At 70.8% G+C, this 22,721-nt stretch carries 23 protein-coding genes; 11 read left to right on the top strand and 12 right to left on the bottom strand.

Annotated elements, in window-relative coordinates; translation table 11 throughout:
* Window positions 1-235 (bottom strand): hypothetical protein (locus DEJ17_RS16715; protein WP_220033672.1); only part of this gene is annotated, 235 nt, incomplete at its 3' end.
* 218 nt (window positions 236-453) lie between these two features.
* On the opposite strand from DEJ17_RS16715, the gene DEJ17_RS16710 reads away from it, so the two are divergent.
* Entirely contained in the window at window positions 454-1,035 is a 582-nt protein-coding gene (locus tag DEJ17_RS16710; RefSeq protein WP_110895440.1) for a LemA family protein, read from the top strand.
* A 19-nt stretch (window positions 1,036-1,054) separates the two neighbouring features.
* Window positions 1,055-1,957, top strand: coding sequence for a M48 family metallopeptidase (locus DEJ17_RS16705; RefSeq protein ID WP_110895438.1), 903 nt, complete (start codon window positions 1,055-1,057; stop codon window positions 1,955-1,957).
* A 4-nt stretch (window positions 1,958-1,961) separates the two neighbouring features.
* Here DEJ17_RS16705 and DEJ17_RS16700 read toward each other — a convergent pair whose 3' ends face one another.
* Complete coding sequence (locus DEJ17_RS16700) at window positions 1,962-3,233, bottom strand: winged helix-turn-helix domain-containing protein (RefSeq protein WP_110895437.1); 1,272 nt, start codon at window positions 3,231-3,233, stop codon at window positions 1,962-1,964.
* A gap of 92 nt (window positions 3,234-3,325) precedes the next feature.
* Here DEJ17_RS16700 and DEJ17_RS16695 point away from each other — a divergent pair, with 92 nt between their 5' ends.
* Together DEJ17_RS16695 and ilvA are read left to right on the top strand one after the other, a co-directional pair.
* The gene (locus tag DEJ17_RS16695; RefSeq protein WP_258366875.1) at window positions 3,326-4,585 is read left to right on the top strand and encodes an AI-2E family transporter; all 1,260 of its coding nucleotides are present in this window, start codon (window positions 3,326-3,328) and stop codon (window positions 4,583-4,585) included.
* Window positions 4,586-4,633: 48 nt separating this feature from the next.
* Entirely contained in the window at window positions 4,634-5,893 is a 1,260-nt protein-coding gene (ilvA, locus tag DEJ17_RS16690) for a threonine ammonia-lyase (protein WP_027464502.1), read from the top strand.
* Window positions 5,894-6,023: 130 nt separating this feature from the next.
* Here the strand turns inward: ilvA and greA are convergent, their stop codons facing one another.
* A complete protein-coding gene (greA, locus tag DEJ17_RS16685; RefSeq protein ID WP_017886739.1) occupies window positions 6,024-6,512 on the bottom strand; it encodes a transcription elongation factor GreA in 489 nt (162 codons plus the stop codon).
* A 71-nt stretch (window positions 6,513-6,583) separates the two neighbouring features.
* Window positions 6,584-7,075, bottom strand: coding sequence for a DUF4307 domain-containing protein (locus DEJ17_RS16680; RefSeq protein WP_017886738.1), 492 nt, complete (start codon window positions 7,073-7,075; stop codon window positions 6,584-6,586).
* A gap of 19 nt (window positions 7,076-7,094) precedes the next feature.
* On the opposite strand from DEJ17_RS16680, the gene mca reads away from it, so the two are divergent.
* Together mca and DEJ17_RS16670 are read left to right on the top strand one after the other, a co-directional pair.
* Window positions 7,095-7,985, top strand: a complete 891-nt coding sequence (mca, locus tag DEJ17_RS16675) for a mycothiol conjugate amidase Mca (protein ID WP_110895435.1) — start codon at window positions 7,095-7,097, stop codon at window positions 7,983-7,985.
* Window positions 7,982-8,287, top strand: a complete 306-nt coding sequence (locus DEJ17_RS16670) for a hypothetical protein (RefSeq protein WP_110895434.1) — start codon at window positions 7,982-7,984, stop codon at window positions 8,285-8,287. Before mca ends, DEJ17_RS16670 begins: the two co-directional genes overlap by 4 nt.
* A gap of 200 nt (window positions 8,288-8,487) precedes the next feature.
* Here DEJ17_RS16670 and DEJ17_RS16665 read toward each other — a convergent pair whose 3' ends face one another.
* A complete protein-coding gene (locus DEJ17_RS16665) occupies window positions 8,488-9,207 on the bottom strand; it encodes a hemolysin III family protein (protein WP_258366874.1) in 720 nt (239 codons plus the stop codon).
* Between the two features lie 96 nt (window positions 9,208-9,303).
* Here DEJ17_RS16665 and DEJ17_RS16660 point away from each other — a divergent pair, with 96 nt between their 5' ends.
* The 3 genes from DEJ17_RS16660 (at window position 9,304) to DEJ17_RS16650 (ending at window position 13,125) form a co-directional block, all read left to right on the top strand.
* A complete protein-coding gene (locus DEJ17_RS16660) occupies window positions 9,304-10,089 on the top strand; it encodes an isoprenyl transferase (RefSeq protein ID WP_110895447.1) in 786 nt (261 codons plus the stop codon).
* Window positions 10,090-10,227: 138 nt separating this feature from the next.
* Entirely contained in the window at window positions 10,228-11,337 is a 1,110-nt protein-coding gene (locus DEJ17_RS16655; RefSeq protein ID WP_110895432.1) for an aminotransferase class V-fold PLP-dependent enzyme, read from the top strand.
* Window positions 11,338-11,763: 426 nt separating this feature from the next.
* Window positions 11,764-13,125: a PhoH family protein gene (locus DEJ17_RS16650; RefSeq protein ID WP_181421265.1), complete on the top strand. Its 1,362-nt coding sequence runs from the start codon at window positions 11,764-11,766 to the stop codon at window positions 13,123-13,125.
* A gap of 81 nt (window positions 13,126-13,206) precedes the next feature.
* On the opposite strand, the gene DEJ17_RS16645 is transcribed toward DEJ17_RS16650, so the two are convergent.
* The 5 genes from DEJ17_RS16645 to xseA all read right to left on the bottom strand — a co-directional run bounded on the left by DEJ17_RS16645 (window position 13,207) and on the right by xseA (window position 17,603).
* A complete protein-coding gene (locus DEJ17_RS16645) occupies window positions 13,207-14,610 on the bottom strand; it encodes an aspartate ammonia-lyase (protein ID WP_110895431.1) in 1,404 nt (467 codons plus the stop codon).
* A 134-nt stretch (window positions 14,611-14,744) separates the two neighbouring features.
* The gene (locus tag DEJ17_RS16640; RefSeq protein WP_027464510.1) at window positions 14,745-15,359 is read right to left on the bottom strand and encodes a carbonic anhydrase; all 615 of its coding nucleotides are present in this window, start codon (window positions 15,357-15,359) and stop codon (window positions 14,745-14,747) included.
* A gap of 59 nt (window positions 15,360-15,418) precedes the next feature.
* The gene (locus tag DEJ17_RS16635; protein ID WP_110895430.1) at window positions 15,419-16,054 is read right to left on the bottom strand and encodes a DUF4245 domain-containing protein; all 636 of its coding nucleotides are present in this window, start codon (window positions 16,052-16,054) and stop codon (window positions 15,419-15,421) included.
* Window positions 16,051-16,296 carry an exodeoxyribonuclease VII small subunit gene (locus DEJ17_RS16630; RefSeq protein WP_017886728.1) on the bottom strand — a complete coding sequence of 82 codons (246 nt, stop codon included), beginning with the start codon at window positions 16,294-16,296 and terminating at the stop codon, window positions 16,051-16,053. Before DEJ17_RS16630 ends, DEJ17_RS16635 begins: the two co-directional genes overlap by 4 nt.
* Window positions 16,297-16,367: 71 nt before the next feature.
* Entirely contained in the window at window positions 16,368-17,603 is a 1,236-nt protein-coding gene (gene xseA / locus DEJ17_RS16625) for an exodeoxyribonuclease VII large subunit (RefSeq protein WP_110895429.1), read from the bottom strand.
* A gap of 126 nt (window positions 17,604-17,729) precedes the next feature.
* Here xseA and DEJ17_RS16620 point away from each other — a divergent pair, with 126 nt between their 5' ends.
* A complete protein-coding gene (locus DEJ17_RS16620) occupies window positions 17,730-18,794 on the top strand; it encodes a 4-hydroxy-3-methylbut-2-enyl diphosphate reductase (protein WP_375342579.1) in 1,065 nt (354 codons plus the stop codon).
* Window positions 18,791-19,537 carry a DUF6264 family protein gene (locus DEJ17_RS16615; protein WP_146239752.1) on the top strand — a complete coding sequence of 249 codons (747 nt, stop codon included), beginning with the start codon at window positions 18,791-18,793 and terminating at the stop codon, window positions 19,535-19,537. The genes DEJ17_RS16620 and DEJ17_RS16615 overlap by 4 nt, the downstream gene beginning before the upstream one ends.
* Window positions 19,538-20,073: 536 nt before the next feature.
* Here DEJ17_RS16615 and DEJ17_RS16610 read toward each other — a convergent pair.
* The gene (locus tag DEJ17_RS16610) at window positions 20,074-21,333 is read right to left on the bottom strand and encodes a M18 family aminopeptidase (protein WP_110895425.1); all 1,260 of its coding nucleotides are present in this window, start codon (window positions 21,331-21,333) and stop codon (window positions 20,074-20,076) included.
* Between the two features lie 105 nt (window positions 21,334-21,438).
* Window positions 21,439-22,467, bottom strand: a complete 1,029-nt coding sequence (gene fbaA / locus DEJ17_RS16605; protein WP_017886723.1) for a class II fructose-bisphosphate aldolase — start codon at window positions 22,465-22,467, stop codon at window positions 21,439-21,441.
* Window positions 22,468-22,721 lie beyond the last annotated feature (254 nt).

Raw genomic sequence — 22,721 nt, 5'->3', positions numbered from 1 at the left:
GTGGATCGAGCGGTACCAGGGCTGCCCGGGCGGCGGGGGCTGCCTGGGCGTCCGCAGCGGCCGCGTCGACCGACGTGCCGTCCGCGGCGACCGCGATGGCCGGGGCTTCGGCGCCGCCGAGGAGGGCGGCGACGAGGACCGTGGTCGCCGCTGCGAGCAGGGCGAAGCGGGGACGACGACAAGGGCTGTCACCCCCGACGGCCCCCTCGTCCACGTTCTCCCCGCTCGTGTTCACCGGACCCATCCCACGGGATCTGCGGCGTCCGGTCAATACACCTCGCGGATGAGGTCCGGGATCTGGTCGCAGTCCGGGAGCCCGGTGTGCGTGACTCGGGAATCGGCCGTGAACACTGCTCACGGAACGGAGCATGCTCAGCGCGTCGATAGACTTCACGATGGCCGTTCAGGCCAACGCAGCACCGCGGATCCCGACGCGCAAAGGAGTACGCCCGCATGGACACCGGACTCGTCACGACGCTCATCGTCGTCGGAGTGGTGGTGGTCGTCCTGGTGATCATCGGGATCTACCTCTGGGTGACGTACAACTCCCTCGTCACGCTCAAGGTCCGGGTCGACGAGGCCTGGAGCGACATCTCGGTGCAGCTGAAGCGCCGCGCCGACCTCATCCCCACCATCGTGGACACGGTCAAGGGGTACGCCACGCACGAGAAGGCGGTCTTCGACGACGTGACGAAGGCCCGCGCCGAGACCCTGTCCGCCGGTGACGCCGACACGGCCTCCACGGCCGAGGGGCACATGCAGAAGGCGCTCAAGAGCGTCTTCGCGGTGGCCGAGGGGTACCCGCAGTTACAGTCGAGCCAGAACTTCCTGCAGCTGCAGTCCGAACTCGTCGACACCGAGGACAAGATCCAGGCCGCCCGCCGGTTCTACAACGGTGGTGTGCGCGAGCTGAACACGAAGATCCGGGTGTTCCCGAACTCCACGTTCGCGAAGAACCGCGGTTTCTCCGAGGCGTCGTTCTTCGAGACGAACGAGCCGGCGGCCATCGCCGAGCCGCCGCGCGTCCAGTTCTGATCCCAGCGTCGGATCCGACGTGTACAGCGCCATCGCGCGGAACAAGCGCAACACCGTCCTCATCGTCGTGGTGTTCCTGCTGGTCATCGGCGCGCTCGGGTTCCTCGGCGGGTACCTCGCCGGCAACGTCTCGATCGGCTTCATCGTCCTCGTGGTCGCGCTCGGGTACGCGGTGCTGCAGTACTTCCTGGCGGCACGGCAGGCCACCGCGATCGCCGGTGGGGTCGAGATCGACCGCGTCTCCGAGCCACGGCTGTGGCGGACCGTCGAGAACCTCGCCATAGCGACCGGCATGGCGATGCCCCGGGTGTTCGTCATCCCCGACCCCTCGCCGAACGCCTTCGCCACCGGTCGTGACCCCGAGCACGCTGTGGTGGCGGCGACGACGGGGCTGCTCGAGCTCATGGACGACCAGGAGCTGCAGGGCGTGATGGCGCACGAGCTCGGACACGTCCGGAACTACGACATCCGGGTGTCCACGATGGTCTTCGGACTCGTCGTGGCTGTCGGCCTCATCGCCGACGTCCTGCTCCGCATCTCGATCTTCAGCGGCCTGTCCGGCGGGCGCAACCGCAACTCGGACAACGGCGGCGGCGCCAACCCGGTGCTGCTCATCGCCGGGATCGTCGCGGTCATCGTGGCCCCGATCGCCGCGGCCGGCGTGCAGGCGGCGGTGTCCCGGCAGCGCGAGTACCTGGCCGACGCGACGGGCGCGATGACGACCCGGTACCCCGAGGGTCTGGCGCGGGCCCTCGAGAAGCTCGCCGCGTACGGCCGCCCGATGCAGACGCAGAACTCCTCGATGGCACACCTGTGGATCGCCGACCCGATGCGCCCAGGTGTGATGGACCGACTGTTCTCGACGCACCCGCCGCTGCCCGACCGCATCGCACGGCTGCGGGCGAACGCCGACCGGTTCTGACGGGTCAGCCGATGCCGTCGGCGGCAGTGTCGACCGGTTCGGGGGCATCCGCGTCGTCAGCGGACTCATGCGGCACCAGGGGCAGTCCGAGCGCTCCGGCGACGGCCGCAGCAGCGGTGCCGCGGTCGGTCACCTCGATGGCGCCGAGGCCCTGCCAGCTCGCAGTCCGTCGCAGTGTGTCGGCGAGCCGTTCGGCGTCCAGGTGCTCGCCGGGTTCCTGCCACGCGGTCCGGACCCGGAGCACCCCGCGCTGCCGGTCGCTCTTCAGGTCGATCCGGCCGACGAGCCGGTCGTCCTGGAGCACCGGGAGCACGTAGTACCCGAACACCCGCTTCGGTGCCGGCGTGTAGATCTCAATCCGGTAGTGGAAGCCGTACATCCGCTCGGCCCGCCGACGGAACCAGACGACCGGGTCGAACGGGCTCAGCACCGCGCCTGCCGTCAGCTGCCGTGGGACCCGCGCCTCGGCGTGCAGCCAGGCCCGCTCGCCCCAGCCCTCGACCCGCACCGGCACGAGCTCACCGGCGTCGGTGAGCTCGGCGATCGCGGCGCCCGTGTCGTCGGAGCGCAGCCGGTAGTAGTCCGCGATGTCCGCACGGGTGCCGACGCCGAGCGCCCGCGTGGCCCGACGCACGAGCTCGAGCACGGCGTCGGCACGCGGCGGCGCGGTCTCGAGGAAGCCTGCGGGCAGCACCTGCTCCGGCAGGGCGTACACCCGCTCGAAACCGGCTCGTCCGGCGCTCACCGCCTCGCCCCAGCGGAACATCTGCTCGAGCCCGAGCTTCACGTCGCTCCATCCCCACCAGGGGCCGCGTCGAACGTTCGACTCGTGCTCCACGGCGCTCGCCTGCATCGGTCCCTCGGCCCGGAGCAGGGCGTGCAGTTCGCGTCGCACGGCAGCGGTCCGGGTGACGCCGTCGATCCGGGTCGGCCCGGCGTCGCGCTCCCGCAGGGCGTCCATCCGCCACCGGAACAGCCGCAGGTCGTCGCGGGGGATGAACGCGGCCTCGTGCGCCCAGTACTCGGTGTACGGACCCGAGCGTCCCAGCGTCAGCCGGTCGAGCGTGGTCCGGTCGTACGGACCGAGCCGGGCGAAGAGCGGCAGGTAGTGGCTGCGTTCGAACACGTTGACGGAGTCGATCTGCAGCAGCCCGAGCCGGCCGAACGCCGCGTTCAGCGCACGCGTCGAGACCGGTTCGGCGGGTGGTCGTCCGAACCCCTGCGCTGCGAGTGCGACCCGGCGGGCCTCGGCGGCGGAGAGCGTCGACCTGGGCATGCGGCGACGCTACCGAACCCCGCCGACATGAGGGTCCACGGACGTATGCCGTATCTGGCACCTGGCCGAGAGCACGTCGCTACACTCGGGCCATGGCATGGGGAAGCAAGCAGACACATCCCGACCCCGTGGTCGAGGAATCGGTCCCGATCGGCGTCCGCATCGCCGGTGCGTGGTCGTGGCGTGCACTCGTCGTCGTGGGCGTGATCGCCGTCTTCATCTGGCTCGTCACGGTCTTCAGCGAGATCCTCATCCCGTTCCTCATCGGCATCGTGGTCTCGGCGCTCCTGGTGCCGGTCTCGAACTGGCTGCAGCGGCACCACGTGCCGAAGTGGTTGGCGGTCGTCATCAGCCTGCTCGGCGGCGTCGCCGCCCTGGGCGGCCTGATCTGGCTCGTCGTCGACCAGATCATCGCGTCGTACCCGTCGCTGCGTGACCGGACGATCGACCAGTACGCCAACATCAAGGACTTCGTGCTGAACTCCGGGTTCGGCATCAACCAGTCCGACGTGAACGGCTGGCTCGACGACGGCACGAAGTGGTTGCAGGACAACTCCGCGTCGATCCTGTCCGGGGTCGCCAGCGCGGGGTCGGGCGCGACGCACGTGTTCGCGGCGCTCTTCATCACCCTGTTCACCACGATCTTCCTGCTGATCGACGGCAAGAACGTCTGGCGCTGGTCCGTCCGGTTGTTCCCGAAGAAGGCGCGTGCAGCGGTGGACGGCGCCGGTGTTGCCGGCTGGATCACCCTGACGAGCTTCATCCGGGTGCAGATCTTCGTCGCCTTCGTCGACGCGGTCGGCATCGGCCTGGGGTCCTTCATCGTCGGGCTTTTTTTCGGCGGCATGCCGCTGGTGATCCCGATCGCCGCCTTCGTCTTCCTCGGCGCGTTCATCCCGGTCGTCGGTGCCATCGTCACCGGTTTCCTGGCGGTCTTCGTCGCCCTGATCTTCAACGGCCCCCTCGCCGCGGTCCTGGTGCTCGGTGTCGTGCTCCTCGTCCAGCAGATCGAGGGACACATCCTGCAGCCCCTCGTCATGGGCAACGCGGTCAAGGTGCACCCGCTGGCGGTCGTCCTCGGCGTCACCGCGGCATCCGGGCTCGCGGGCATCGCGGGGGCGTTCTTCGCCGTGCCGTTGATCGCCACGCTGAACGCCATGGTCACCACCATCGCCAGCGGTCGGTGGCGACGACTCGACTCCGACCACGTCCTCGAAGCGACGCCGAAGCGCGGGCAGCACGGGCAGATCCAGTTGCTCCGCCGCCGCCGCCACAAGGTCGGCGACGACGTCCCCGCACCGGGCGAGGATGCCGGTCCCTCCGCTGAAGAAGGCACTGCCAGCACCAACTGAGCGTCACACGAGTTCGCCGCGGGGGCCCGGAGCGACGATGATGGGGGAGTGACCGACACCAGCGCCTCCCCGCACACGCTCACCGCGATCCCGACCCTCGCGGACATCGAGGCGGCGCGCGAGACCATCAAGGGCGTCGCGCGCGTCACCCCGATGGAGACGTCGCAGTTCCTCGCCGAGCTGCTCGGGTCGCCGGTGCACCTGAAGTGCGAGAACCTGCAGCGCACGGGTGCCTACAAGGTGCGCGGCGCCTACAACCGCCTCTCAACCCTGTCCGCCGAGCAGCGTGCCAAGGGCGTTGTCGCCGCGAGTGCCGGTAACCACGCGCAGGGCGTCGCCCTCGCCGCCCGCGAGCTCGGGATCCCCGCGACGATCTTCACGCCGGTCGGGGTCGCCCTGCCGAAGCTGCAGGCCACCCGCCACTACGGCGCCGACGTCGTGCTGCGGGGCCACTCCGTGGAAGAGGCACTGAGCGCAGCGAAGGACTTCGCCGCACACACCGGCGCCGTGTTCATCCCGCCGTTCGACCACCCGGCGGTCATCGCGGGGCAGGGCACGCTCGGCCTCGAGATCATCGACCAGGTGCCGGACGTCGACACCGTGGTGGTGCCGATCGGCGGCGGCGGTGTCATCTCCGGCATCGCGCTCGCCGTGAAGGGCATGGCCGAGCGGCTCGGACGGCAGATCCGGGTCATCGGCGTGCAGGCGGAGAACGCTGCGGCCTACCCGTCGTCGATCACCGCCGGCGAGCCCGTCACCATCACCACGAAGCCGACCATCTCCGACGGCATCGCGGTGGCGCGCCCCGGCGACCTGAACTTCCCGATCATCCGCGACCTGGTCGACGACATCGTCACCGTCTCGGACGACGACACCGCCCGCGCACTGCTCGTCCTGCTCGAGCGCGCCAAGCTCGTGGTCGAGGCAGCGGGGGCCGTCGGCGTCGCCGCGATCATGTCCGGTGCCGTCCGCGACACCGGCCGCACCGTGGTGCTGCTGAGCGGCGGCAACATCGACCCGCTCATGATGGAGCGTGTGATCACGCGCGGTCTCGTGGCGGCCTCGCGGTACATCGGCATCCGCATCATGCTGCCGGACCGTCCGGGCCAGCTCGCCCGCGTCGCGCAGGTCATCTCGGACGCCGGCGCGAACGTGGTCGAGGTGCTGCACACCCGCCACGGGCAGGGCCTGGTCATCAACGAGGTCGCGCTGGACCTATCGATCGAGGCGCGCGGCCCCGAGCACGCGCAGGAGGTCATCCAGCGCCTGCACGAAGTCGGCTTCCGCCCGGAACTCCTCGAGCACTAGTCCGCGACGATCCACGAGTCGTTCGACGCGTGGACTGTCGGAAGTGTGGTGCGCGCCCTGGGCGCGACCAGGGGACAGACGGGAGGCCCGTGGCGGTGTCGCCACGGGCCTCCCGTCCGTCATGCCGGGTCTACGGCTCGTAGCGCTCGATCTTGACGACCTCGACGGCGATCTCCTTGCCGTTCGGCGCCGTGTACGTGGCCTTGTCGCCGGCCTTGAGGCCGACGATGGCCGCGCCGACGGGGCTGACGGGGCTGTAGACCGTCAGGTCGGAGCCTTCAGCGACGATCTCGCGGCTGCCGACCAGGAAGGTGGACTCGTCGCCGGCGATGACCGCCGTGACGACGGTGCCCGGTTCGACCGTCCCGTCGAACTCGGCTTCGCTGACAGTGGCGTGCTTGAGGAGCTCGGTGAGGACGCGGATGCGGGCCTCGATCTTGCCCTGCTCGTCCTTCGCGGCGTGGTAGCCGCCGTTCTCCTTGAGGTCGCCCTCTTCGCGAGCGGCCTCGATGCGGCGCGCGATCTCGGCACGGCCCTCGCCGCTCAGCTCGTCGAGCTCCGCCTTGAGACGGTCGTGCGCCTCCTGGGTCAGCCAGGTGACCTGCGTGTCGTTGCTCATGTTCTGTCCCTTCGACCATGAAAAAACGAGACCGGCCGAGTGGTCGGTCTCGAGAGGCGAATCAGGACAGTCTAGGGAATCCAGCAGTCGTGGATCAACCCGGTCACGCCCCGCGTCGTGGTGGTGACCTGCGTGGAGATGCTCCGGCTGCGCTGTTCGGACGCCGGCACGGTGATCTCCTTCCAGCCCACGATCGAGTAGCTCTTGTCGAGGACCTGGACGGCGCACTTCGCCTCGACGCCCGGGTCGACCGACACCTGCGAGTGCACGACGGTGCTGTGCTCGGACAGGACCTCGTACCCGATGACGTCCTGGTCGAGGCCGCGGTCGGACTGGTCGAGCCCGGCCCAGATCACCCACGCACCGAAGACGACGACGACCGCGATCGCCGCGACGATCGCGAAGAGGCGGCTGCGGCGCTTGCGGGCCGGGGTGCGGCCGTAGCGCTCATCGAGGGTGGCGGTCTGGTGCTGTTCGGACAGTTCGGGGCTCCCGGGGTGGATATCCTGATCCCAGGGTAGTTCACGCGATGCTGTGCGCTGCCCGCGTCCGACGCCGCTCACCCGCAGTGAGGAACTCCACGTGCCCTACCGTCTGCTGGCCGTCCACGCCCACCCCGACGACGAGTCGAGCAAGGGAGCCGCGACCGCCGCGAAGTACGTGGCCGACGGGCACCAGGTGCTCGTCGTGTCCTGCACCGGCGGCGAGGCCGGCGACATCCTGAACGACCAGCTCGGCGAGCCGGCGACGAGCCGTGCGCACCGTGACATGGCCGGGTACCGCCGCACCGAGATGGCCGCGGCGCAGCAGGCACTCGGCATCGACCACGTGTGGCTCGGGTACCACGACTCGGGGCTGCCCGACGCCGAGAAGGGCGAGACGGTCCGGCCGGGCACGTTCTCGACGGTGCCGCTCGAGTACAGCACCGAGGCCCTCGTCCGCGTGATCCGCCGGTTCCGCCCGCACGTGCTCGTCACCTACGACGAGAACGGTGGCTACCCGCACCCCGACCACATCCGCACGCACGAGGTGTCGATGGCCGCGTGGTCCGCCGCCGCCGACCCGTCGGCGTACCCGTCCGCCGGTGCCCCGTGGTCGATCGCGAAGCTCTACTACGAGCGCACGATGAACCCGCGCCGCTTCCGCACGATCTTCGAAGCCCTGCAGGAGCGCGACCCGGACAGCCCCGCGATCGAGCAGCTGCGCGAGTGGGTCGAGCGGTTCGCGGACCGGCCCGACCTCGCCACCACCCACGTCGACGTGCACGAGTACTTCGACCAGCGCGACGCCGCACTCCGCGCGCACGCCAGCCAGGTGGCCCCGGACAGCGCCTTTTTCTACTGGCCGAACGACCTCCTCGCGACGGTGTGGCCGACCGAGGACTACCAGCTCGTGGAGGCACGCGTGCCGACCGAGCTCCCGGAGACCGACCTGTTCGCCGGGATCCCAGCCGACAAGGAACCGACCTCGTGAGCACCATCGCGGCGGCACTCGCCGCCACCCCCAGTCCCAGCCCCTCGGTCGTCCCGGACGTCGACGTCACCCCGGGTGTCGTCGGGTTCATCGCGATCGCACTCGTCGCCATCGTGACGATCCTGCTCGTGGTGGACATGACCCGACGCATCCGCCGCACCCGCTACCGCGCCGAGGTGCGTGAGCGGCTGGAGGCCGAGGCGAACGGCACCGCGGGGGACGGCACCGTGACGGACGAGCCGGAGCGACGGGCGGCCGAGGACGGCCGGGCCGACGTCGGCGACGACACCGAGCGCGGCTGACGCGACTGTGGAGGAACGGGAGGCCCGTGGCGGCATCGCCACGGGCCTCCCGTCCGCCTTGTACGCGCCTACCGGAACCGGGCGTACCTGGTCGAACCGGGCGTACCTGGTCGAACCGGGCGTACCTGGTCAGAAGTTCCTGGTGAGTACGCCCGGAACCACCAGGCATCGCGCGCGTTCTGGGAAGGAACGTGCGACGGTCAGCGCACCGGATCCAGCGCGACGATGAGCACGCCGACCCACTGCGCACCGAAGGCCACGACCGTCAGGGCGTGGAACACCTCGTGGAACCCGAACTGCGTCGGCACCGGGTTCGGCCGCTTGAAGCCGTAGACCAGCGCGCCGATGATGTACGCGACGCCGCCGGACAGGATGAGCACGGTCATCGGCACGCTCGCCGCGAAGAACTGCGGCAGCAGCCCGAGGGCAGCGCACCCGAGCACCAGGTAGATCGGTACGTACAGCCAACGGGGCGCGTTGATCCAGAGCACCCGGAACGCGATCCCGAGCGCGGCAGCCGACCACATCACCCAGAGCACGACGACCATGAGCGTGTGCGGCAGGGCGCAGATCGCGACGGGCGTGTAGGTGCCGGCGATGAGCAGCAGGATGTTGGTGTGGTCGATGCGCTTCAGCACGGCCTTCACCTTCGGCCCCCACGGGAACCGGTGGTAGGTCGCGGAGACACCGAACATCGCGAGCGACGTCGCCATGAACACCGCGCTGCCGACCTTCGCTGCGGTGCTGTCGGCGAGGGTGATCAGCACGATCCCCATCGCGATCGCGAACGGGAACGCACCGAGGTGGATCCATCCGCGCCAGGCCGGACGGGGTTCGGCAGCGGTCGTGGTCGGACTCGCCGACGCCTCTTCCGTGAACGGGACGTGGGGGAGTGTTCCGGTCTCGTGCTCGTCCTGCATGATCCCGACCATAGGGCCTGACCCCGAACGACAGCCACGTGTCCGCCGAGCGGGCGCCTCAGGGAGCTGGTGCCGGTGGTGCACTACGCTCGGTGCGTGACCGGGACGGCGGGATGGACAGGGCGGGGGATCCTCTACCGCGCCTACCAGCGCCGGATCCGCCGCCAGCTCGAGGGTGCAGCGAAGCCCAAGCACGTCGCCATGATCGTGGACGGCAACCGCCGCTGGGCGAAGCAGCTCGGGCTCGAGTCCGCCGCGCACGGCCACCGAGCGGGTGCCGCGAAGATCCCGGAGTTCCTGACGTGGTGCGACGACCTCGGCGTCGAGGTCGTGACGCTGTACCTGCTGTCGGCCGACAACCTGACGGGTCGTGGCGGCGAGGAGCTCGAGGAACTCGTCGGCATCATCGCCGACCTCGCCGGGGTCCTGGCCGACAACCGTGACTGGCGCGTGCAGCACGTCGGGTCGAACGAGGGGTTGCCGGAGAACCTGGTGACCGCGCTCGAACAGGCCGAGCAGCGCACCGCCGGCCGCACGGGGCTGCACGTCAACCTGGCCGTCGGGTACGGGGGCCGTCGTGAGATCGCGGACGCCATGCGCAGCATCGTGCAGGCGCACGGCGCGGGTGGCGGCACCATCGACACCCTGGCCGAGGTGCTGACGCCCGAGCTCATCGGGGACCACCTGTACACGCAGGGCCAGCCCGACCCCGACCTGGTGATCCGGACCTCGGGCGAGCAGCGCCTGTCCGACTTCATGCTGTGGCAGAGCGCGCACAGCGAGTTCTACTTCGTCGAGGCGTTCTACCCGGACCTGCGCGAGGTCGACTTCCTCCGGGCGGTCCGCGACTTCGGGCTCCGGTCGCGTCGCTTCGGCGGCTGAGCGTCGCTTCGCCCATCGAGCGTGGCAGCGCGGCTGACGACCAGCGCCAGCGGCCAGCCACCGACCGCACCGGGTTCGTCGGCGGAGCCGCGTCCCAGTAGGCTCTCAGGGTTCAACCCTGTGAAAGGTGCACCCCCTGTGAACATCGACGAGTACGCCGCCGGCTTCTCCGAAGACCCCGGTTACCTCGACCACGCTGCGTTCGGCCCCGTGCAGACCGCCGTGCTCGAGGAGCAGCGTGTGCTCGGCACCATCCAGGCACACATGCGCTTCGGCGCGATGGAGACCCTCGACGAGCAGGACGCCCGCGTCCGCGCCGTCGCCGCGCGCCTGGTCGGCCGTCGCGAGGACCAGGTCGTCTCACAGGCGGCGACGACCCCGGGCCTGCTGCACACCGCCTTCGGCCTGACCGGTGGTGTGCTCGTGTCCGCCGACGAGTACCCGTCGCTGCCGCTCGCACTGGCCAGCGCCGCCTCGGCCACCGGCGGCCGGGTGCAGCCCGTCGTCATCGAGTCCGGTGCCGGCTGGGTGACCCCCGAGCTGATCCGTGCACGCCTGACCGACGAGGTGACCGCCGTCGCGGTGTCCCTGGTCGACTGGCGCACCGGCTACCTGACCGATCTCGCCGCCATCCGCGAGGTCATCGGCGACCGTCTGCTCATCGTCGATGCGATCCAGGGCTTCGGCGTCGTGGACGCCCCGTACGAGGTCGCCGACGTCGTCGCCACCGGCGGGCAGAAGTGGTTGCACGCCGGGTGGGGCACCGGGTTCGTGGCGTTCAGCGACCGTGCCCTGAACCGGATCCGTCCGGCACTGTCCGGCCCGCACGGCACGTCCGGCTGGCCCACCGAGGTCCCCGCGGTTCGTCCGGGGGCCGCCGGCTTCCAGATGTCCCGCATCGACCCGGTCGCGCAGGCCCGGCTCGCGGTGTCGCTCGAGCGCCTGACCGCGGTCGGCGTCGCCGCCGTGCAGGAGCGTGTCGCCGACCGCGTCGAGCGCGTGTTCGCGATCGCCGACGAGTTCGGGCTCGAGGTCGAGTCCAGCCGCGATCCGGCTGAGCGCGCCGGCATCGTCGTGCTCCGGCCGACGCAGGGCCGCCTGACGGCCCTGTCCGCCGCGATGCACAACCACGGCGTCACCGCGACCACGCGGCTCGGGGTCGCGCGCGTGTCCGTGTTCCCGTCGACCACCGACGAGACCCTGGACATGTTCCGCGACGCCTGCGTCTCGTACGCCACGATGCAGTAGCAGCGCGGCCGCAGCCCGCGAGCGGTCACGACACCCGGCGTCACCCGCGCGACGAGTCGCGACCAACGGACGGCCTGGAGGCTCGGTGCCAGGCCGCCACGGGCCTCCCGTCCGCCACCGGCCGGCGGTCACCACACCTCGCTCACGTCCGCCGAGTGGTCACCACTTGTCGGCCGGAGCGGCCGCATCCGACGGTTCGTGACCACTCGGCGTCACCGCCGCGAGCGGCGTCGCGAGCCGCGCTCGCGTTGTTCACGCGACCGTAACTCCGGAAACCGCGTGTCGCTGTCGGGGTGTCGGGGGGCGGACGTACGTTGTCCCCATCGGGCACCGCGCCCGATCGAAGCGGCCACAGTCGGTGCTTCGGGACCCGCTCCGTGGCCGCGTTCGAGGACAGGACCGGGCCCGTCGCGGCCCGGGGATGGAGTGGTCGTGACCTCTCAGAACGTCTCTCGCGGTACACAGCAGCAGCACACCGCGGACTCGTCCACATCGGTCGCCCAGCGCACGTACGTGCTCGACACATCGGTGCTCCTCAGCGACCCGCGGGCCTTGTTCCGCTTCGCCGAGCACGCCGTGGTCCTGCCCGTGGTGGTCGTCAGCGAACTCGAGTCGAAGCGCAACGACCCGGAGATCGGGTACTTCGCCCGCCAAGCCCTCCGGCTGCTCGACGAACTGCGCATCGAACACGAGCGGCTGGACTTCCCGATCGCGATCGGCGACGGCGGCTCGTTCCGCGTCGAACTGAACCACTCCAACCAGTCCGTCCTGCCGTCGGGCCTGCAGCTCGGGGACAACGACTCCCGCATCCTCGCCGTCGCGTCGAACCTCAAGAACGACGGGCTCGACGTCGTCGTCGTGTCGAAGGACCTGCCGCTCCGGGTCAAGGCGTCATCGATCGGCATGGCGGCCGAGGAGTACCGCGCTGAACTCGCGGTCGACTCGGGCTACACCGGCATCGCCGACCTGCAGGTCTCCGGCGAGCAGATGTCCGACCTGTACGAGAAAGAGGAGATCCGGTCCTCGAAGCTCGACGGCGTCCCGGTGAACACCGGGGTCGTCATCCACTCCGAGCGCGGATCCGCCCTCGGCCGTGTGCACGTCGCCGGAGCCGTCGCCCTGGTGCGCGGCGACCGCGAGGTCTTCGGACTCCGGGGGCGCTCGGCCGAGCAGCGGCTCGCGATCGACGCCCTGCTCGACTCCGAGATCGGCATCGTCTCGCTCGGAGGCAGTGCCGGCACCGGCAAGTCGGCGCTCGCCCTGTGCGCCGGACTCGAGGCGGTGCTCGAACGGCAGCAGCACAAGAAGATCATGGTGTTCCGGCCGCTGTACGCCGTGGGCGGGCAGGACCTCGGCTTCCTGCCCGGTGACGCCGGCGAGAAGATGAACCCGTGGGCGCAGGCCGTCTACGACAGCCTCGGCTCGGTGGTCTCGGACAACGTCCTCGACGAGGTCATCGAGCGGGGCCTGATCGAGGTCCTGCCCCTCACGCACATCCGCGGCCGCTCCCTGCACGACGCCTTCGTGATCGTCGACGAGGCACAGTCGCTCGAACGGAACGTGCTGCTCACGATGCTCTCGCGCATCGGCCAGAACTCGCGGGTCGTGCTCACCCACGACGTCGCGCAGCGCGACAACCTGCGGGTCGGTCGGCACGACGGCATCGCGTCGGTCATCGAGCGGCTCAAGGGGCACCCGCTCTTCGCGCACGTCACGCTGACGCGTTCCGAGCGCTCCGCGATCGCCGCCCTGGTGACGGACCTGCTGGACTCGCCGGACCTGGTGTAGCCGCTGGTCGGACGGGAGGCGCGGTGCGGGTCGGACCCGCACCGCGCCTCCCGTCCGTGGTGGCGCGACGAGCGCTCCCCGCTAGTTCGGGTGGGTCATGCTGAGGACGTCGAGTGCCTCGTCGAGCTGCGCCTCGGTGACCTCGCCGCGCTCGACGTGGCCGAGGGCCACGACGGCTTCGCGCACGGTGAGCCCCTCGGCGACGGCGTACTTCGCGACCTTCGCCGCCGCCTCGTAGCCGATGACCCGGTTGAGCGGGGTGACGATCGACGGTGAGGACTCAGCGAACGCTCGGGCGCGCTCGAGGTTCGCCTGCAGCCCGTCGATGGTCTTGTCGGCGAGCACCCGCGAGCTGTTCGCCAGCAGGCGGATCGACTCGAGCAGCGCCGTGCCCATCACCGGGATGGCGACGTTGAGCTCGAACGCACCCGAAGCCCCGGCCCAGGCGATGGTGGCGTCGTTGCCGATGACCCGGGCACCGACCATCAGGGTGGCCTCGGGGATCACCGGGTTCACCTTGCCGGGCATGATCGAGGAGCCGGGCTGCAGGTCGGGGATGTGCAGCTCGCCCAGGCCGGTGTTCGGACCCGAGCCCATCCAGCGCAGGTCGTTGTTGATCTTCGTCAGGCTGACGGCGAGCACCTTGAGCGCACCGGACGCCTCGACCAGGGCATCACGCGCGCCCTGTGCCTCGAAGTGGTCGACGGCCTCGGTGATCGGCAGGTCGGTGTCGCTCGCGAGCTGGGCGATGACCCGCTGCGGGAAGCCCGTGGGGGTGTTGATGCCGGTGCCCACCGCGGTGCCGCCGAGCGGGACCTCGGCGACGCGGGGGAGGGTGGCCTGCACGCGCTCGATGCCCAGGCGGATCTGCCGAGCGTAGCCGCCGAACTCCTGCCCGAGGGTGACGGGGGTGGCGTCCATCAGGTGCGTCCGGCCGGACTTCACGGCGTCGGCCCACAGGGTCGACTTCGCCTCGAGCGACTCGGCGAGGTGCTCGAGGGCGGGCACGAGGGTGCGGAGGAGCGCCTCGGTCACGGCGACGTGCACGGAGGTGGGGAAGACGTCGTTCGACGACTGCGAGGCATTGACGTGGTCGTTCGGGTGCACCGCCGAACCCGCGATGTCGGACGCCAGTGTCGCGAGCACCTCGTTCATGTTCATGTTCGACGACGTGCCGCTGCCGGTCTGGTACACGTCGACCGGGAACTGGTCGTGGTGCTGTCCGCCGATGATCAGGTCGGCCGCGCCGGCGATGGCGTCGGCGACGGCAGACTCGACGATGCCGAGTTCACCGTTCACGATGGCCGCCGCACGCTTGATCCGAGCGAGCGCAACGATCTGCGCCGGCTCGAGCCCGGTGCCCGAGATGGGGAAGTTCTCGACAGCACGCTGGGTCTGGGCACGGTAGAGCGCCGACTTCGGCACCCGTACCTCGCCCATGGTGTCGTGCTCGATGCGGAACTCGGTCGGGGTGGTGTCGGTCACGTCGTCGTGGTCCTTCCTGGGTGCTCGCCGGTCGCGGTCGCGCCGGCCCGTGCCTGCGCCCCGGGGTCGCCGGGGCGATCGTCGTCGGGGTCGTCGTCAGTGTCGGTCGTCGGGGTCGGTCGTGGTCGGGTCGGTCAGACCTGGCCGACGACGGTGTCGATGGTGACCTCTCCGGTGGCGAGGTCGTAGGTCGCCCCGACGACGGCCAATCTACCCTCGGCCACGGCGTCGGAGACCGCGCCGGAGCGCTCGATCACCTGGCGGAGGGTGGCTTCGAGGTGCGCGGCGCCGACGGCTTCCTGCGGGAGTTCGGCGTCGGTGAGACGGACCTTCTCGACGCTCGGGGCGATGGCGTCCACGAGGGCCTGCAGGTGCGGGGCGGGGACGGGCTCGCCCGAGCGCGCGGCCGCGACGGCACCGCACCGCGTGTGCCGGAGTACGACGACCAGGGGCGTGCCCAGGGCGACGACCGCGAACTCGATCGAGCCGAGCACGACGTCGTCGACGATCTGACCCGCGTTGCGGATGGCGAACAGGTCACCGATGCCGGCGTCGAAGACGTGCTCGAACGGCACCCGCGAGTCCGAGCAGCCGAGGACGGTCGCGAACGGCGACTGCGATCCTTCGAGCTCGGTGCGGCGGTCCGGGTCCACGCGGCCCATCCGGCGCTTGTCGGCGGCGAAGCGGGCGTTGCCGTCGACGAGCAGGCGCAGGGCGTCGGACGGGGTGGAGGCGGCGCGGTCGGGCATGGGGCTCCTCGGTTCGGGTGGGACGGGGTGGTGACTGGCGGGACGCTGCCCGTCGTCGTCTACTCGGTCAGTTCTCGGGAGACGGCGGTCGCGACGGTCCGGAACGCCTTGTCGTCAGCGGTGCCGGAGAGCACGATCGTGTTCTTGCCGAACGTCGAGACGAGCGAGTACGCGTGGTTGCCGGCATCGGTGCCCTCGGCGCGGCGGTCGTAGACGGTCCACTCCGTGTCGCCGATGGTGCGGTCACCGGTGGACGGGCGCTGGTCGAGCTGGTTCGACACCCACGAGGCGTTGGCGTCGATGCCCTGCTGCAGACCGAGGTACTGCTTGTCCGGCGTCACGAAGCCGACGGTCCAGACGTCCACGCCGTCGGTGGTCTTGCTGGCGAAGTCCGCGCGGTTGGCGCTGTAGCCGTCGGGCAGCGGCGGTGCCACCAGGGTGACGTCGTCGACGTTCGCCTTCGCCGCGATCTGCTGGTAGTCGACGGTGCGGTCCACCGTGGTGTCGGGCCGGACGACGACCGCCACCAGGAACAGCACGATGCCGAGCGAGGCGATGAGCGCGATGACCAGGTTGAACGCGGTCTGGTGCTGCCGGCGGGCGGTCCGGGCGGCGTCCTTGCGGGCCCACGTCTCCTCTGCCGTCTCGGGGCGACCGAGCTCGGCGACGATCGGGCGGCCGTTGGGGTCGGTCATCGCCCGGAGCCGTCCTGGGCATCGCTGGCGGCACGGGCCGCGTCGAGCCGCGCACGGGCGCCGACGAGCCACTCTTCGCACCGGGCCGCGAGGGCTTCGCCCCGCTCCCACAGCGCCAGCGAACGCTCGAGGGTCGCGGAGCCCTGTTCGAGCTCGCTCACGACGCGCACGAGTTCGTCACGGGCCGCTTCGTAGCTCAGCGACTGGACGTCGGTCTGCTCGGGTTCCTGCTGGGATGGCACGGGTCGATCCTACCGAGCGTCCACCGACGATCCGTCCCCCGGACCCCGGCTGTGGAGAACACCCGTGGTGGTCAGGAGCCGTCCGGGCCGGGGCCGTCTGGTTCGAGCGTGCCCGTGGCCGTGCCGGCACCGAGCGTGACGTGCACCGGCGTCGCTCCGGACAGGTCGTCGGCGCCCCGGACGACTCCACCGTCGGCCCGCTGCACGATGGCGTACCCGCGGCGCAGGGTGTCGCGCGGCGAGAGCGCCCGGAGCCGTGCGGTCAGGTGCCCGACCTCGGAGTGCCCGCGCTCGAGCCGGCGGTCGAGCAGCTCACGGGCACGGGACAGGTCGCGTGCGACCTCTTCCGCCCTGGTGTCGACGAGCCACGCGGTCGACGCCAGGGCCGGCCGTGACCGCAGCGCCGCGAGCCGGTCGGCCTCGACAGACAGGGTGTGTGAGAGCCGGAGTCCGAGCCGAGCGCGGGCTGCCCGCACGTTGGCGAGTTCCTCGGCGACGTCGGGCACGACCCGCTTGGCGGCGTCGGTCGGGGTCGAGGCGCGCAGGTCGGCGACCTCGTCGAGCAGGGGCCGGTCGGCCTCGTGGCCGATCGCCGAGACGATCGGGGTCGACGCCGCGGCTGCCGCACGGACGAGTCCTTCGTCGCTGAAGCCGAGCAGGTTCTGGAAGTCACCGCCGCCGCGGGCGATGATGATGACGTCGACCTCGGGGTCCGCGTCGAGCTCGAGGATCGCCGCTGTGACCTCGGCCACGGTCCGTTCGCCCTGTACGGCGGTGTGCACGGTGCGGAACTCGACCTGGGGCCACCGCAGCTGCGCGTTCCGCTTGACGTCCTTCTCGGCGTCGGAGTCCTTACCGGTGATGAGCCCGATGCGGTGGGGCAGGAACGGCAGGCGCTGCTTGCGGGACGGGTCGAACAGCCCTTCCTCGGTCAGGGTGCGACGGAGGCGCTCGAGCCGTTCGAGCAGGTCACCGAGCCCGACGTGCTTCATCTCGACGACCTGCATGGTCAGCGAGCCGCCCTTGACCCAGTAGTTCGGCTTGAGCGCGGCGACGACCCGGTCGCCCTGCTTGATGTCCGCCGGCACCCGGGAGCGCACGCTCGACCAGATGGAGAACGACACGGTGGCGTCGACCTCGACGTCCTTGAGCTTGCCGTACACGTTGCCGCCGGCGACGTTCCACTGCGTGATCTCGCCCTCGACCCAGGCGGTGCCGAGGCGGTCGATCCAGTCGCGGAGCTTCGCGCCGAGGAGCGCCACCGGCCACGGGTTGTCGGCCGTCGGCGGGCCCTGTTCGATCGCCATGTCGCTCCTCGTCCTGCTGGGACGTCCATCGTGCCCGAGACCGGTGACAGGGGACGGACGTCGTGTTCTCCACAGGCACCCTGCGCGCCCAGGTCGCGTGCGTGCTGCTCACCTATCATCGGGGACGTGACGATCACCAACGGCCACACGGTCCCGCTCGCCCCACCGCGTGTGCACGCGGCACGGGGTCGACTGCGTGACGAACCGGTCACCGGCCCCAAGAAGGTGCTGCTCGCGGCCCCTCGTGGTTACTGCGCCGGAGTCGACCGCGCCGTCGTCGCGGTCGAGAAGGCGTTGGAGCAGTACGGCGAGCCCGTCTACGTCCGCAAGCAGATCGTCCACAACGTGCACGTGGTGTCGACGCTCGAGCAGCGCGGTGCCGTCTTCGTCGACGACGTGGCCGAGGTCCCCCGGGGTTCGCACGTCGTCTTCAGCGCGCACGGTGTGTCCCCGGCCGTCGTCGCGGGTGCCGCCGAGCGTGACCTGCACGCCATCGACGCCACCTGCCCCCTGGTCACCAAGGTCCACCGCGAAGCCACCCGGTTCGCCAAGGCCGAGCGCACCATCATCCTGATCGGGCACGCCGGCCACGAAGAGGTCGAGGGCACGATGGGGCACGCCCCGGACCGCACGATCCTGGTGAACGGCCCCGACGACGTCGCCGCGCTGTCGGTACCTGACCCGGACAACCTCGTCTGGCTGTCGCAGACCACGCTCAGCGTCGACGAGACGATGGAGACCGTGCGGCTGCTGCGCGAGAAGTTCCCGGCCATCCAGGACCCCCCGTCCGACGACATCTGCTACGCCACCCAGAACCGCCAGGTCGCGATCAAGAAGGTCGCGCCCGGTGCCGACCTGGTGATCGTGGTCGGCTCGGCGAACTCGTCGAACAGCGTCCGCCTGGTCGAGGTCGCGCTCGAGCACGGTGCCCGCGCCGCCCACCGCGTCGACTACGCGGAAGAGATCCAGCAGGAGTGGCTCGACGGTGTCGGGACGGTCGGCGTGACGAGCGGTGCGTCCGTGCCGGAAGAACTCGTGGCCGAGGTGCTCGAACAGCTCGCCGACGCCGGCTACGCCGCCGTCGAAGAGGTCGTCACCGCACACGAGGACCTGATGTTCTCGCTCCCCAAGGAGCTCCGCACCGACGCGTCGGGCAACCCGACGCGCGCGCTCGGCGGGCGTCGGGCATGAGCCGCTCGGACGGCTGGTCCTCGGTCCCGCGTCGCGACCCGGCGAACCACGGCGACGCCGGCGCTGGGAGCGGCCAGGAGGCCCGGGGTGCGTCCGCGACGTCGGCCGCCGGTCCCGCGAACGGTCGGCCCCAGGGCCGTCCCGCCCCCGGGTACGGCGAGTACGCGCCGGAGGGCTGGGTGAACCCGGTCCTCGTCGAGCAGGAACGCCAGGAGCGGGAACGGCAGGCACGGGAGCGGCAGGACCAGGCCACCGCCACCGGCGTGCGCGGCGCTGCTCCGAGCGACGGCGTCCACGGCGACCGCACCGGTACGGATGGTCGCTCCGGTGCGGTCCCTGCTGGGGCGCAGCGGTCGATGGCCCGCAGCCGGTTCGGCCGCACACCCGCCGACTTCGTGCTCACCGTCGGGCTCCTCGCTTTCGGGCTCGTATCCGTGGTGCAGTCCCTTTCCGTGGGCCAGGTCGCCTCCACGGTGCGGCGAACCCTCGAGACCCAGTACACGGCGCTCAACGACCCGAGCGCCCTGAGCACGGCGGCCGCCATCGCAGCGATCACCAACGTCCTCGTGTTCGCCCTGGTCGCCTGGTGGTCCATCCGTCGGCTCCGCGCACGCAAGCGCACGTTCTGGGTGCCGCTGGTCGGCGCGGTCGTCGCAACGGCGATCAGCACGATCGCGTTCGTCGTCGTGGTCATGCAGGACCAGGCCTTCGTCGACTTCATGCTGCGACAGTCCGGCGCCTGACCGCCTGACCGCCTGACCGCCTGACTGCCTGACTGCCTGACCGCCGGGGCTGCTCGCGGCGCCGGCCTCCGCGCGCCGAGTGGTCGCAACACCCCGCGGCCCCGCCGTCGAGTGGTCACGAAGTGTCGTCCGGCAGCGGCGCAATCGACACTTCGCGACCACTCGGCCCTGCGCGCACGGGGAGTCGTGACCTCTCGGCGGCTCGTGCGTCGGCCAGCCGCGGTGCCGGTGCCTTTCCTGCGTTCGTCGCCAGTCCCGCTGGCGCGCGGCGGCCGTCGCCGAGTGGTCGCAACACCCCGCGGCCCCGCCGTCGAGCGGTCACAAAGTGTCGTTGGGCACCGGCGCAAGCGACAGTTCGTGACCGCTCGGCCCTGCGCGCGCGGGGAGTCGTGACCACTCCACCGCAGGCGCTGGGGCTGCCGTCGACCGGTCAGCATGTGTCGTCCGGCGTCGGCGCGACCGACAGTTCCGTCACCATTCGGCGGCAAGAGCGCGGGGAGTCGCGACCACCCCGGCCCGCGGACGCCGGCCGGAGGTCAGCCGGCCAGGAACGCCGCGACCGCGCCGTGCAGGGCGGCCAGGTCGTCGACGTGCACGAGCTCCCGGATCGAGTGCATCGACAGCAGCCCGACGCCGATGTCGATCGTCGGGATCCCGAGCCGGGTCGCCGCGATCGGGCCGATGGTCGAGCCGCCGGGGATCGTGTTCACGTTGACGAACGGCTGCCACGGCACACCGGCGGTCTCGCACGCGGCTGCCCAGACGGCCTCGCCCTTCGCCTCGGTCATGTAGCGCTGGTTCGCGCTGATCTTCAGCAGCGGTCCGGCCCCGGGGCGCGGACGGTTCGTCGGGTCGTGCTTTTCCGGCTGGTTCGGGTGCACCAGGTGCCCGGCGTCGCTCGACAGCAGCCACGACGCACGGAACGCCCGGGCTGCTTCGGAGCGGGTGGCGCCGAGTCCTTCCTGCACACGGCTCAGGACGTCCTCGAGGAACGGACCACCGGCACCGGACGGCGTCGACGACCCGATCTCCTCGTGGTCGAACGCCGCGAACACCGGGATGTGGTCACCGTCGGTCGGGGCGTCGACGATGCCCCGGAGCCCGGCGTGCACGCTCGTCAGGTTGTCCATCCGGCCAGACGCCAGGAACTCCCGCTCGATGCCGATCCGGGCCGGCGTCTGGGTGTCGGCGAGGAACAGGTCCCACGACACCGCACCCTCGCCGAGCCGGGCGAGCAGCCATTCCACGACGGAGGTCCCACCGGCATCGCCGTCGACCCCGACGATCGGCAGGGTGTGGCGCTGACGGTCGATCTCCTTGCCGTCGTTGACCCCGCGGTCCAGGTGGATGGCGAGGTTCGGGATGCGGGCGACGGCGTCGGTGCTGACGAGCCGGACGGAGCCGTCGGCGTCGACGACCCGGCCGGCGATCCGCAGGTCACGGTCGAACCAGGTCGACAGGAGCGCGCCGCCGTAGACCTCCACGTTGAGCTGCTCCCATCCGCCGGTGCGGACGCCGGGGTTCGGCTTCACGCGGAAGCCGGGGGAGTCGGTGTGGGCGCCGAGGATCCGGAACGGCGTCGTCGGAGCGGCGCCGTCGGGCAGCCGCCACGCGATGACGGCGCCGTCGCGGACGACCACGTACGCGCCGGGTTCGGTCGGCCAGGCGTCGAGCTCGGACAGCTCGGCGAACCCGGCTGCGACGAGACGGTCACGGGTCGCCGCTGCCGCGTGGAACGCGGTGGGCGACTCGGTGACGAACTGGGCGAACTCGGAGGCGATGGCGTCGACGGTCACCCGCCCATCGTGGCACGCGGTGGAGGCGACCCGACGCAGAACGGGGCGCGTCCGTCGGACGCACCCCGCTCCTCCAGGCCGGTGGACCCGACCGGACGGACCTGCTCAGCCCTTGGCGTGACCGGCCGAGCCGAGGACCTTCGCGGCCTCGACCACGCGAGCCGCCATGGCGGTCTCGGCGACCTTGCCCCAGGCGCGGGGGTCGTACTGCTTCTTGTTGCCGACCTCGCCGTCGATCTTCAGGACGCCCTCGTAGTTGCGGAACATCGAGTCCGCGATCGATCGGGTGAACGCGTACTGCGTGTCCGTGTCGATGTTCATCTTGATGACGCCGTTGCGGACGGCCTCGTGGATCTCGTCGTCGGTCGAACCGGAACCGCCGTGGAAGACGAGGTCGAGGGGGTTCTCGCCGGTGCCGTGCTTCGCCGCGACGGACGCCTGGATCTCGCCGAGGAGCTCGGGGCGGAGCTTCACGTTGCCCGGCTTGTAGACGCCGTGCACGTTGCCGAAGGTGAGCGCCGCGATCCAGCGGCCCTTGTCGCCCAGGCCGAGCGCGTCGACGACCTTCTCGACGTCGTTCGGGGTGGTGTACAGCGCGTCGTTCGTGCCCTCGTGCTGCACGCCGTCCTCTTCGCCGCCGACCACGCCGATCTCGACCTCGAGGATCGCGTTGATGTTCCGCGTCTTCTCGATCATGGTCTTCGCGATCTCGATGTTCTCGTCGAGCGGCACGGCCGAACCGTCCCACATGTGCGACTGGAAGATCGGGTTGCGACCCTGCCGGACCTCTTCCTCGCTCGCCGCGATGAGCGGCAGGACGAAGCCGTCGAGGGCGTCCTTCGGGCAGTGGTCGGTGTGCAGCGCGACCGTGATGTCGTAGTTCTTGGCGACCTCGTGGGCGAACTTCGCCATCGCGAGGGCACCAGCTGCGCGGTTCTTGATGGTGTGGCCGGCGAAGTAGTCGGCACCGCCCGTCGTGACCTGGAGGATGCCGTCGGAACCGGCTTCCTGCAGGCCCTGGAGGACCGCGTTGATGGTCTGCGAGGAGGAGACGTTGACCGCGGGGTACGCGAACTTGCCCGCCTTCGCGCGTTCGATCATCTCGGCGTACTGTTCCGGCGTTGCGATGGGCACGTGGATCTCCTTCGACTTCGGTGATGTCCCCGCCGATCGTAGTCAGAAGCTCTGGAGGCGCGGTCCGGGTTACGCGGTCGGCTCACGTCCGGCATGCACATGCGTGCACGGGCCCGGTGTCCGGACCGCCGGTCCGCCGCCGGTCGGTAGGCTCGGGTCGTGACTCCCACGACTGAGACCGGCTCCCTGTTCCTCCAGCCCGACCGCAACCTCGCGCTCGAGCTCGTGCGTGCGACGGAGGCCGCCGCGATCCG

It is taken from the genome of Curtobacterium sp. MCSS17_011, from assembly GCF_003224275.1.
Taxonomy (GTDB): Bacteria; Actinomycetota; Actinomycetes; order Actinomycetales; family Microbacteriaceae; genus Curtobacterium.
The sequence above is the reverse complement of the archived record's forward strand: the minus strand, read 5'-3'. Positions and strand labels throughout refer to the sequence as shown.